This is a genomic window from Alkalicoccobacillus porphyridii (assembly GCF_007293315.1).
GTDB classification, from domain to species: Bacteria; Bacillota; Bacilli; order Bacillales; family Bacillaceae_D; genus Alkalicoccobacillus; species Alkalicoccobacillus porphyridii.
Genome location: NZ_VLXZ01000015.1, coordinates 1 through 12245, shown reverse-complemented (window position 1 = coordinate 12245; position 12245 = coordinate 1). Strand labels below are relative to the sequence as shown.

Here is a 12245-nt window from a genome sequence, read left to right as displayed (position 1 = left end):
ATGAGAGATGAATTGAAAGAGATATTAATTTCGGAAGAAGAAATTCAGAATAAAGCACGTGAATTAGGTAGTGAAATTTCGGAACACTATAAAGAATCCTTTCCTTTGTTTGTTGGTGTTTTAAAAGGAGCATTGCCTTTTATGGCAGAGCTGATTAAACATGTTGATGTACATTTGGAAATAGATTTTATGGATGTTTCAAGCTATGGAAATGCAATGGTTTCAAGTGGAGAAGTCAAAATCATTAAAGATTTAAATACTTCAGTTGAAGGTCGAGATGTCTTAATTGTAGAAGATATTATTGACAGTGGACTTACGTTGAACTATTTAATCGAGCTTTTTCATTATAGAAAAGCAAAGTCGGTTAAAGTTGTGACGTTATTGGATAAGCCAGAAGGACGCAAGGTAGACCTCGTCCCAGATATGAGCGGTTTCACTGTTCCAGATGAGTTTGTTGTAGGCTTTGGTCTGGATTATGCGGAACGATATCGAAATCTTCCGTATATCGGTATACTGAAACCGGAGATTTATGAGGGGTAATATTTGTGGACTTAAAGTCCATTGTGGTACTATTATTGCAGCTTTGTTGGACGTGGGAGGAGGTCTAGAATGAATAATCGTGTTTTTAGAAATACCATCTTTTATTTGCTTATCTTTTTGGTCATTATTGGTATTGTGAGTGTCATTAACACGGATCAAAGTGACATTGAAGAACTCAACTACAATGATTTTACTCAACGACTTGAACAAGGTGACGTTGATACCTTCAGTATAAAACCGGAACGAGAAGTTTATTTGATTCGAGGTCAGTTTGAAGGAGCAGAAGATGATGCGTACTTTGAAACGTATGTCTTACGTAGTGAACAAACATCTGAACTTTTAGCTCAGGCTCAAAGTGATGTAGATATCTTGCCTGCTGATGAAACAAATAGCTGGGTAGCTATCTTTACATCGTTAATTCCGTTTGTCATTATTATTATCCTGTTTATTTTCCTTATGAGCCAAGCACAAGGTGGCGGTAACCGTGTCATGAGCTTTGGTAAGAGTAAGGCGAAAATGGTAAGTGACGACAAGAAAAAAGCAAAATTCAAAGACGTAGCAGGTGCTGATGAAGAAAAAGCAGAACTGGTTGAAGTGGTTGAATTTCTAAAGGATCCACGTAAGTTCTCAGCTATTGGTGCGCGTATCCCTAAAGGGGTCCTTCTAGTGGGTCCTCCGGGTACAGGTAAAACGCTACTTGCACGAGCTGTTTCGGGTGAAGCGGGCGTTCCATTCTTCTCTATTAGTGGTTCTGACTTCGTCGAAATGTTTGTAGGTGTAGGTGCTTCACGTGTTCGTGATTTATTTGAGAACGCTAAGAAAAATGCACCGTGTATCATTTTTATCGATGAGATTGATGCAGTTGGTCGTCAGCGTGGTGCCGGACTTGGTGGCGGACATGACGAGCGTGAACAAACACTAAACCAATTGCTTGTTGAAATGGACGGATTTAGCTCAAATGAAGGAATTATTATCATTGCCGCGACAAACCGTTCTGATATTCTTGACCCTGCATTATTACGTCCAGGTCGTTTTGACCGTCAGATTCAGGTAAACCGTCCAGATGTTAAAGGGCGTGAGCAGGTACTTCATGTACATGCACGTAATAAGCCTTTATCTGATGACGTTAAATTGGATGTTATTGCAACTAGAACACCAGGATTCTCTGGTGCCGATCTTGAGAACCTTCTAAACGAAGCAGCGCTTGTAGCTGCCAGGGACAATAATACTCAAATTGGCATGACTCATATTGAAGAGGCCATTGATAGAGTTATTGCCGGACCAGCTAAGAAAAGCCGTGTAATCTCTGAGAAAGAGAAAAACATTGTTGCTTGGCATGAAGCAGGTCATACGGTTGTTGGTGTAAAGCTTGAAGGCGCAGATATTGTGCATAAGGTAACCATCGTTCCTCGTGGTATGGCTGGAGGCTACGCCATGATGCTACCGAAAGAAGATCGTTACTTTATGACAAAGCCTGAGCTTATCGACAAAATTATTGGATTGCTTGGTGGACGTGTAGCTGAGGAAATTCAATTCGGTGAGGTAAGTACTGGTGCTCATAATGATTTCCAACGTGCAACCGGTATTGCCCGGAAAATGGTCACTGAATATGGTATGAGTGAAAAGCTTGGACCGATGCAATTTGGTCAAAGCTCAGGAGGCCAAGTGTTCTTAGGCCGTGATATTCAAAATGAACAGAACTATAGTGATGCAATCGCTCACGAAATAGACTTAGAAGTTCAAAAAATCATTAAGGATGCATACGAGAAGTGTAAGCAGATCCTTCTTGAAAATAAAGAAAGCCTAGATCGAGTGGCTGAATCATTAATTGAGCTAGAAACACTTGATGCAGAGCAAATTCTTTCATTGGTTAACGAAGGTAAGCTACCTGAGAATCATCATGGTAACAAACCAAAGGGTACTGATGTTAAAGTGAATATTAATGGTAAGGATGACCAGGCAAGTGGTACTCCATACGAAGAAACAACCAACCTGGAGCAAGGTGAAAATGAACCACCTGCTGAGGGCGGAGATCAGGATATTGATCGACGTTAATGCTGTATGAATTAGAAGGTGCCCTTATTGGGTATCTTCTTTTTCTTTTTCAGGCAGTTTTTTTGCCGTGTTGCAGGTTTAAGGGCATAATAAACTAGAGAGCAAGAAGGATGTGAAGGGTAAATGATTTTGGTCATGGATGTGGGCAATTCATCAATCGTTTTGGGAGTATATCAAAAGGGTACACTGATTAGATCGTGGCGGGTAGCAACAGACCGCCAAAAAACATCGGATGAGTATGCGATGCTTCTCCGTTCGTTATTTGCGGACGAACAAATCACATTTGCTGATATCTCTGGAATTATCATGTCTTCCGTTGTTCCACCCATTATCTATACATTAGAGCGGATGTGCAATTTGTATCTGAAGCAAAAACCAATGGTCATTGGGCCAGGGGTGAAAACCGGACTGAACATCTTATATGAGAACCCTCGGGAAGTAGGGTCTGATCGCATTGCGAATGCAGTTGGCGCAACCACCTATTATGGATCCCCAGCTATCATAGTTGATTTTGGTACGGCTACTACGTATTGTTATATCAATGAAAAGGAACAATACGTGGGAGGGGCTATCGCGCCGGGAATGACGGTGGCTGCTGAAGCCCTATATCAAAAAGCATCAAAATTGCCAAAGGTTGAGCTTGCAAAGCCGAAGCATATACTAGGAAAAAACACCGTTCATGCCATGCAAGCCGGTACGTTTTATGGCTATATCGGTCAAGTAGAGGGTATTATTGCCCGTATAAAAAAAGAAGCTAAGCCTCACACCAACCCAACCGTTATTGCAACAGGGGGATTAGCGGAGCTATTAGGACCAGAGACCACATCCATTGATGTTGTTGATCCTTTGTTAACGTTGAAGGGGCTTAAAACCATTTATGAAAAAAATACGTGAAGTGGAGTGGACAGCATGAAGGATTATTTAGTGAAATCAACAGCATATAATGGAACCGTTCGCGCATACGCCTTAGTAGCTACAGACATGGTAAATGAAGCGGTAAAACGACAAGGCACGTGGCCTACCGCCTCAGCGGCTCTTGGAAGAACCATGATGGCAAGCTCTATGATGGGTATGATGCTAAAGGGGAATGAAAAACTGACTGTGAAAGTGGAAGGTGGCGGTCCTATTGGCGCGATCGTCTGTGACAGTAATGCACATGGTGAGACCCGTGGTTATGTGTCTAATCCCCAGATTCATTTTGACTTAAATCAGCATGGGAAGCTTGACGTCGCAAGAGCAGTGGGTACAACTGGCGCACTCTCCGTTGTGAAAGATCTTGGCATGAAGGAACCCTTTACGGGTAGCGTGCCTATCGTGTCTGGAGAGCTTGGCGATGATTTCACCTACTACTTTGCAAATTCCGAACAAACTCCTTCTTCTGTAGGGGTAGGCGTGTTAGTTAATCCCGATAATACTGTGAAGGCAGCTGGGGGATTTATTATTCAGTTAATGCCGGGGGCTACGGATAAGGTTATTTCTGAAATTGAAAAGCGTTTGTCGAGCATCCCTCCAATTTCTAAGCTAGTTGAGCTTGGTATGCCACCTGAAGAAATGCTTTATGCTATTTTAGGGGAAGAGGCCGTGACCATTCATGAAACGATTGATATCCTCTTTAACTGTACGTGCTCGAAAGAACGAATTGGTCAGGCAATTATTAGTCTTGGTCAAGCGGAGATTGGTTCTATGATTGAAGAGGATGGCGGTGCTGAGACGGTTTGTCATTTTTGTAATGAGAAGTATCAGTTTACCGAAAATGAATTAAAAGAACTGAAGCTGCAAGCTGCGAAGTAATTGGTAAAATCCTTCAATTCTATTAGTAGATTCATTGACTTATCTAGGGAGTTCTGCTAAGATTATTTTATTAAACCAATAAAATTACTAGGAATTAAGGAGGCACATTATGACTGCTGTAAATTCTGTACTTGATTTGATTGGAAATACGCCGTTAGTGAAATTAAATAGGTTAACAAGTGACAAACATGCTGATGTTTATTTAAAGCTTGAGTATTATAATCCTGGAAGCAGTGTAAAGGATCGCATTTCTCTAGCGATGCTTGAAGCTGCGGAGGAAGCTGGTAAAATTAAGCCTGGTGATTCATTTGTTGAGCCTACAAGCGGTAACACAGGAATAGGCCTTGCTATGGTAGCGGCCGCAAAAGGTTTTAAAGCGATTTTAGTTATGCCTGAAACCATGAGTTTAGAGCGACGTAATCTTCTTCGTGCTTATGGTGCAGAGGTTGTTTTAACACCTGGACCTGAAGGTATGGGTGGAGCTATTCGCAAAGCGACAGAGCTTGCAAATGAGCATGGCTACTTTATGCCTCAACAATTTGAGAATGAAGCTAACCCGGCTATTCACCGTTCGACAACGGGTAAAGAATTGCTTGAACAAGTCGATGGTCAACTGGATGCTTTTGTTTCAGGTATCGGAACAGGAGGAACCATTACGGGAGCAGGTGGCTTGTTGAAGGAGCACTTTCCAGAGGTGCAAATTGTTGCAGTTGAGCCAGCGGATTCGCCTGTTCTGTCGGGTGGAAAGCCTGGACCACATAAGATCCAAGGGATTGGGCCTGGATTTGTACCAAAAATATTAAATCAAGAAATTTATGATGAGGTTATCCAGGTGACAACGGATCAATCGTTTGAATTTGCTCGCAAGGCAGCACGTGAAGAAGGGATCCTGGGTGGAATTTCTTCTGGTGCAGCGATTTATGCAGCACTTCAAGTCGCTGAGAAGCTTGGACCGGGTAAAAAGGTTGTAGCTGTGATTCCTTCAAATGGAGAAAGATATCTAAGTACAGCTCTTTATCAGTTCGAAGAAGAATAATGAAAATGGCTCTCGGGGACTCCTCGGAGCCTTTTTTATTATGACAGTGCTGGAAATAGAGATAGTCCTGTGAGGTGGGACTGTCTTTTCTTATGTGCAGATGTCATGTACAATAGAAGCCATATCTGACAGGTGAAAGAGGGAGAACACGTCATGGCTGCTCCGAAAAATACAGCGTCAAGAATTACCAGAGTCTCGTCCTTTTCTCTTACTGAATCGAACTGGTTCACTACCTATCAAGCGTTTGCCGAACAGTCCGAGAGACATGTTCTCTTAGAAAGTGGAAGAGGTGGGCGCTATAGTATGATGGGGATCGATCCATTTGCAGTAATTGAAGGCAGAGCCAAGAAACTAACACTTACGATCGGCGAAGAGAAAAAAGTTTGGGAAGGATCATTATTAGAAAGTCTAGAAGAAGTAATGAAGCCATATGCTATTAATCCATCAGAAGTAGCTGAATATGATATCCCTTTTCAAGGCGGAGCTATTGGTTACTTTAGCTATGATGTGGTACGTGAGATTGAAAAGCTACCAAATTCATCAAAAGATGATTTAGGATTACCGGAAGTATTCCTCATGCTGTTTAATGATGTATTTGTTTTTGATCATAGAGAGAAAACGTTGAGTATCTGCGTGAACGGTGAGGCGGAGGAGGAGCAGGATCTTCTCGCAAAGCTAGATCGCTACCAAGAAGCATGGAAGCAGAAGCCATCCAACGTTTCAAAAGTAAAAGGCCGTCACGTTCAGGTACGTGAGGAACAAAAGCCATCTGCTAGTATGTCGGAAGAACAGTTCGTTCAAGCGGTGAAGGTTATTCAAGAATATATAGCGCAGGGAGATGTGTTTCAGGTTAATTTATCCTTGCGTGAAACAAAGCCACTTCATGTTGAACCGATGCACGTCTACGAGCAGCTCAGAAAACTAAATCCCTCACCTTATATGGGCTATATGCATACACCGGATTTTCAATTGGTAAGTGCCTCTCCTGAATTGCTCGTAAAAAAGAAGGGTAGTGAGCTAAGTACAAGGCCTATCGCAGGGACGCGCTCCAGGGGTGAAACAGAGCAAGACGATCAAAGGCTCGCACATTCATTGTTCTCAAATGAAAAAGAACGAGCAGAGCATGTCATGCTCGTTGACCTGGAACGGAATGACCTTGGCCGAGTCTCGGAATACGGCACGGTTCAAGTGGATGAACTAATGGTTATTGAACGATATTCCCATGTGATGCACCTAGTTTCTAATGTCATTGGAAAGCTAGCAGAGAATTTATCCGTCTATGATGTGATAAGAGCTGTATTTCCAGGAGGAACCATCACGGGGGCTCCCAAAGTAAGAACGATGGAAATTATTGAAGAGCTAGAGCCTGTGCGTAGGGGGATTTATACGGGGGCTATTGGCTGGATTGGTTTTCATGGCGACATGGAGCTAAATATTACAATCCGCACAATGATCTGCTATGATGGGTGTGCACATGTACAAGCTGGTGCAGGCATTGTAAGTGATTCAAATCCCTATCAGGAATACAAGGAATCGTTTAAGAAGGCACGTGCCCTTTGGCGTGCGCTTGAGTTGAGTGAAGATGAGCATAGGAAGAAAGAAAAACAGATGAGCTGAGGAGGAAAAGCAAAATGATTCTTATGATTGATAACTACGATTCGTTTACGTACAATTTAGTTCAATATTTAGGGGAAATGGGACAGGAGCTTGTTGTAAAAAGAAATGATCAAATCACCCTTCAAGAAATTGAAGAGCTGGCTCCAACGATTTTAATGATTTCGCCAGGTCCTTGCAGCCCTAATGAGGCAGGTATTAGCATGGAAGCGATTCGTTATTTTGCAGGCAAGATCCCTATTTTCGGAGTATGTTTAGGTCACCAATCTATTGCTCAAGTATTTGGTGGCGATGTCATCCGTGCAGGGCGTCTGATGCATGGCAAGACCTCAGAAATTAACCATGATAAGCAAACAATTTTTGCGGGACTGCCATCCCCGATGGTTGCTACGCGATACCACTCATTAATTGTAAAAAAAGAAACGCTTCCTGAATGCTTTGTTATCTCAGCTGAGACGGAAGAAGGCGAAATAATGGCTATTCGTCATAAAGAGCTGCCAATAGAGGGTGTACAGTTCCATCCCGAATCGATTATGACTGGTGAAGGGAAGCAGCTTCTACGTAATTTTATTGAAATGCATACGGGAGATCATGCATGTACATCTATTTAAACGGGGAATTTGTGGAACAAACAAATGCAAAGATCCCCATTATGGATCATGGTTATCTTTATGGGCTAGGACTATTTGAAACATTTCGTATATATAACGGTCATCCTTTTTTACTGGATGACCATTTTCAGCGTATGGAAGAGGGTTTAAAGGAAGTAGGCATTAAATGGTCGATCTCAAGAAAGGAAGCACTACGTATTCTTCAACGCCTTCTTGAGCTTAATCAATTAGAGGATGCCTATGTCAGGTGGAATGTGTCAGCCGGTAGTGAACAGCTTGGCCTTTATACGGGATATTACGAGCAGCCGACGGTTTCGGTTTTTATGAAGCCACTGCCAAAACAAATAAAGGATAAATCAATTGTTATACTTAATCAAAGACGTAACACACCAGAGGGAACGAAGCGATTAAAGTCACACCATTACCTGAATAATGCTCTTGCTAAAAGGGAAATTGGAGATGCTCCACATAAAGAAGGCATTTTCTTGACGGAGGCTGGCTGGGTGGCTGAAGGGATTGTATCGAATGTGTTTTGGGTAAAATCAAATAAGGTATATACTCCTGCTGTAGAAACAGGAATTCTGGATGGCGTGACCAGAAGGTATGTTCTCGCTCACTTAAAGAAAACAGGCATACCAGTTGAAGAGGGATATTTTACCCAAGAAGCATTACTGCAGGCTGATGAAGCTTTTTTAACTAATTCGATCCAGGAGTCTGTTAGGGTGGAAAGTTGTATGGAACAATCGTATGCTAGAGAAAGTACAATCATTACAGAGCTTAAAGAAGCATTTAAACGGGATACCAATCGGCGATGGAGTATCGCTGAAGTAGGAGTGTAAGGTGTATGGTAGCAGGACAGGATGGGTCTTCAAGAGAACAAGAGAAGACTCAAATTATGGGCATTTTAAATATTACGCCTGATTCCTTCTCTGATGGAGGGCAATACAATCAACTAGAGGTTGCTATCAGAAGAGCACGTGAGTTGGTCGCTGAAGGTGCAGATATCATAGACGTTGGTGGTGAATCCACTCGACCAGGTGCGGAGAAAGTAGATAAAGATGAAGAGCTGAGTCGAGTGATTCCTATTATAGAAGCACTCGTTCAGGAGGTAGACGTACCGCTATCAATTGATACGTATAAGGCTGAAGTAGCTGAACGTGCTTTGCAAGCGGGTGCATCTATTATTAATGACGTCTGGGGGGCTAAAGCAGATCCAGAGATGGCCAAGGTGGCAGCGAAAAATGGGGCTACTATTGTCTTGATGCATAATCGTAACGATCGGGAGTACGCTTCTTTTATGGATGATGTGCGTTCAGATTTAAGAGAGAGTATAGCTATTTGTAAAAAAGCAGGGGTGACAGACGAACAGATTATTCTTGATCCAGGTGTTGGCTTTGCGAAATCGTATGAACAAAACCTTGAAGTAATCCGACGATTGGATGAGATTACGAAGCTTGGATATCCTGTGCTGCTTGGTGTTTCAAGAAAATCATTTATCTCAAAGGCGCTTGATCTTCCTGTTGAGGACCGACTTGAAGGAACAGGCGCAGCAAATTGTCTCGGTATGTCAAAAGGCGCTAGTATCATCCGAGTTCATGATATTAAGGAAATGAGCAGGATGGCCAAAATGATGGATGCCTTGCTTGGAAAGGGGCAATAATGATGGATAAAATACAGTTAAATCGCATGAAATTCTATGGGTATCATGGGGTCTTTGATGAAGAGCAAAAACTAGGCCAGCGCTTCCAAGTTGATCTTACTTTAGAGCTTGATCTATCGGAAGCTGCAGAGAACGATGACCTAAATCAATCGATTGATTACGGAGATGTTTATTCTAGGGTGCAAAGGATTGTAGAAGGAGAGCCACGCAAATTGTTGGAGGCAGTGACGCAGCGCATTACAGCTGACCTTCTTGCAGCCTACCCGCATTTGCAGCGGTGTACCGTAGTGTTAATCAAACCGGATCCGCCAATACCTGGTCATTATGAGTCAGTTTCTGTGGAAATGACGAGATCGAGGTGACGTATGGCTAACGTATATATTTCTCTTGGATCAAACATGGAAGACAGATACGGCTATATCCAAGATGCTATTACACAATTGCGGGCTGTTAAAGATATAGATATCCTGATGGTATCATCTATTTACGAAACGGAGCCTGTAGGGTATGTGGATCAGCCTGCCTTTTTAAACTTGGTTGTCTATTTACAGACGAGCTTATCACCCTTAGAGCTACTTTCAGAAACGCAACGAATTGAGCTGGAGCTTGGCAGGAAACGTGAAATAAAGTGGGGCCCAAGAACAATAGACCTTGACATTCTTCTATACGATCAAGAAAATATGAAGTTGGAGAGGTTATATCTTCCTCATCCGAGAATGTGGCAAAGGGCATTTGTTATCATTCCATTATTAGAAGTTGCACCTAATTTATATTTTAAGGATATCGGTTTATCCATTCAGGATATATATGAGCAATTAATTGATAAAGAAGGTGTTCAAGTGTGGAATCCTTAAACTGGGGGAGGCGCATTCGAGCGTTTCGCAAATTGAAGGGCTACACGCAAGAGAGCTTTGCAAAGAAAATCGGTGTGTCGGTTTCTATTTTAGGTGAGATTGAACGGGATACACGTGACTTGGATGAACAATTACTTCGTAGAATGGCTTCAGTTTTAGAAATATCCATCGAAGAACTGCGTCCATAGCTCCATAGATTGAAAAGGGATTTACGTAGCGGTGAGAAAAGGGTTTTGTAAGCCTATTATCTACACGCAGGTGCAAAGACACCTGCTTTTAACTAGGAGATGAATGTGGAATGAGTGAAGAGTTAGAACTACATGATTTATTAGCGGTTAGAAGAGACAAGCTAAAGCAGCTTGAGGATCAGGGCATTGATGCATTTGGGCAAAAATTTGAGCGGACCCATTCGGCATCTACTATGACCGAGCAATTTGACGAGTTCTCAAAAGATGAGCTGGCAGATAAGGAAGCACCGGCTGTTTTGGCGGGACGTATTATGACGAAGCGTGGCAAGGGGAAGGCTGGCTTTGCTCATATCCAGGATTTAACGGGACAAATCCAAATTTATGTACGTAAAGATGCTATCGGCGAAGAACAGTATGCTTTGTTTAACACATTAGATATTGGAGATATTATCGGTGTGGAAGGAACAGCATTTAAAACAAATGTAGGGGAGTTATCGCTTAAGGTTTCCGATCTAAAGCTCCTAAGTAAATCGCTTCGTCCGTTACCTGATAAGTTTCATGGTTTAAAAGATGTAGAGCAGCGTTACCGTCAGCGCTACGTTGACTTGATTGTAACACCCGAGGTACGTGACACGTTTATTGTACGTAGTCGCATCCTGCAATCCATGCGCCGTTATCTTGATAACAATGGATACTTAGAGGTAGAGACGCCAATGATGCATTCGATCGCTGGTGGCGCATCTGCAAAGCCATTTATCACTCATCATAATACACTCGATATGACACTCTATATGCGTATTGCAATTGAGCTGCACCTGAAAAGGCTAATTGTAGGTGGCCTAGAGAAAGTCTACGAAATTGGACGCGTTTTCCGGAATGAGGGGGTCTCTACACGTCATAACCCTGAATTTACAATGATTGAGTTGTATGAAGCCTATGCAGATTACAAGGATATCATGGCTTTAACAGAAGGGTTAATAGCCCATATCGCAAAAGAAGTACTGGGTACAACAGTTGTTCAGTATGGGGAATATGAAGTGGATTTAACTCCAGAGTGGAAAAGAGTTCACATGGTAGATGCCATTAAGGAGCAGACAGGCGTAGACTTCTGGCAGCAAATGAGCGATGAGGAAGCACGTGCTTTGGCTAAAGAACATAATGTCCCAATTAAAGAAACGATGAGTTATGGTCATGTAGTGAATGAGTTCTTTGAGCATTTTGTAGAAGAAACATTAATTCAGCCTACGTTTATTTATGGACACCCGTTAGCCATTTCACCTCTTGCTAAGAAAAACCCGGAGGACGGACGATTTACTGATCGCTTTGAGTTATTTATTGTTGGCCGTGAGCATGCTAATGCATTTACCGAGTTAAATGATCCAATTGATCAAAAACAACGCTTTGAGCAACAGCTTGTTGAACGTGAACAAGGGGATGACGAAGCTCACATGATGGACGAGGATTTCATCGAAGCACTTGAGTATGGAATGCCTCCAACAGGTGGCTTGGGTATTGGTATTGATCGCGTAGTCATGCTATTAACCAATTCAGCTTCTATCCGAGATGTATTGTTGTTCCCACAAATGCGTAATAAGGAGTAAAGAAGTCTTTTTAGGGTAGGTTCACCTGATGGTGATAACGTGTCAGGTGAACTTCTTTATATTTTCTTTACATTTGTTTTAAAAAACTGTTGCAATCGCTTAGTGAGGATGTTATATTATTTCTTGTCGCCAAGAACGAAGCGCCTTAAAGAAATTTAATATTGACAATCAGAAATTGATTTGTTAGTATAGAAAAGTCGCAGACAGCGACACGTTATGAAGTTCTTTGAAAACTGAACAGAAGCCAAGCGTACGAAGAGATACACGATATCTCATAGTCATAAAAAGTCGCAAT

General features: G+C 42.2%; 13 protein-coding genes. All 13 read left to right on the top strand.

Translation table 11 applies throughout. The features are described from left to right. The 13 genes from hpt to lysS all read left to right on the top strand — a co-directional run bounded on the left by hpt (position 1) and on the right by lysS (position 11950). The gene (gene hpt, locus FN960_RS18075; RefSeq protein ID WP_143850271.1) at positions 1-540 is read left to right on the top strand and encodes a hypoxanthine phosphoribosyltransferase; all 540 of its coding nucleotides are present in this window, start codon (positions 1-3) and stop codon (positions 538-540) included. Between the two features lie 69 nt (positions 541-609). Beyond that, positions 610-2595 carry an ATP-dependent zinc metalloprotease FtsH gene (ftsH, locus tag FN960_RS18070; protein ID WP_143850270.1) on the top strand — a complete coding sequence of 662 codons (1986 nt, stop codon included), beginning with the start codon at positions 610-612 and terminating at the stop codon, positions 2593-2595. Between the two features lie 123 nt (positions 2596-2718). Then, positions 2719-3489, top strand: a complete 771-nt coding sequence (locus FN960_RS18065) for a type III pantothenate kinase (protein WP_143850269.1) — start codon at positions 2719-2721, stop codon at positions 3487-3489. Positions 3490-3504: 15 nt separating this feature from the next. After that, complete coding sequence (gene hslO, locus FN960_RS18060; RefSeq protein WP_143850268.1) at positions 3505-4386, top strand: Hsp33 family molecular chaperone HslO; 882 nt, start codon at positions 3505-3507, stop codon at positions 4384-4386. Positions 4387-4495: 109 nt separating this feature from the next. Next, the gene (cysK, locus tag FN960_RS18055) at positions 4496-5422 is read left to right on the top strand and encodes a cysteine synthase A (RefSeq protein WP_143850267.1); all 927 of its coding nucleotides are present in this window, start codon (positions 4496-4498) and stop codon (positions 5420-5422) included. 153 nt (positions 5423-5575) lie between these two features. Continuing rightward, positions 5576-7039 carry an aminodeoxychorismate synthase, component I gene (gene pabB, locus FN960_RS18050; protein ID WP_306461627.1) on the top strand — a complete coding sequence of 488 codons (1464 nt, stop codon included), beginning with the start codon at positions 5576-5578 and terminating at the stop codon, positions 7037-7039. Between the two features lie 14 nt (positions 7040-7053). Then, complete coding sequence (gene pabA, locus FN960_RS18045; protein ID WP_143850266.1) at positions 7054-7647, top strand: aminodeoxychorismate/anthranilate synthase component II; 594 nt, start codon at positions 7054-7056, stop codon at positions 7645-7647. Further along, complete coding sequence (gene pabC / locus FN960_RS18040; protein ID WP_143850265.1) at positions 7632-8486, top strand: aminodeoxychorismate lyase; 855 nt, start codon at positions 7632-7634, stop codon at positions 8484-8486. The genes pabA and pabC overlap by 16 nt, the downstream gene beginning before the upstream one ends. Before the next feature lie 5 nt (positions 8487-8491). Beyond that, positions 8492-9307, top strand: coding sequence for a dihydropteroate synthase (gene folP / locus FN960_RS18035; protein ID WP_143850264.1), 816 nt, complete (start codon positions 8492-8494; stop codon positions 9305-9307). Between the two features lie 2 nt (positions 9308-9309). Beyond that, entirely contained in the window at positions 9310-9669 is a 360-nt protein-coding gene (gene folB / locus FN960_RS18030) for a dihydroneopterin aldolase (RefSeq protein ID WP_143850340.1), read from the top strand. A gap of 3 nt (positions 9670-9672) precedes the next feature. Next, positions 9673-10161: a 2-amino-4-hydroxy-6-hydroxymethyldihydropteridine diphosphokinase gene (gene folK, locus FN960_RS18025; RefSeq protein ID WP_143850263.1), complete on the top strand. Its 489-nt coding sequence runs from the start codon at positions 9673-9675 to the stop codon at positions 10159-10161. Beyond that, positions 10149-10349, top strand: coding sequence for a helix-turn-helix domain-containing protein (locus FN960_RS18020; protein ID WP_143850262.1), 201 nt, complete (start codon positions 10149-10151; stop codon positions 10347-10349). The genes folK and FN960_RS18020 overlap by 13 nt, the downstream gene beginning before the upstream one ends. A 110-nt stretch (positions 10350-10459) precedes the next feature. After that, the gene (lysS, locus tag FN960_RS18015) at positions 10460-11950 is read left to right on the top strand and encodes a lysine--tRNA ligase (protein WP_143850261.1); all 1491 of its coding nucleotides are present in this window, start codon (positions 10460-10462) and stop codon (positions 11948-11950) included. The last annotated feature ends 295 nt before the right edge of the window (positions 11951-12245 follow it).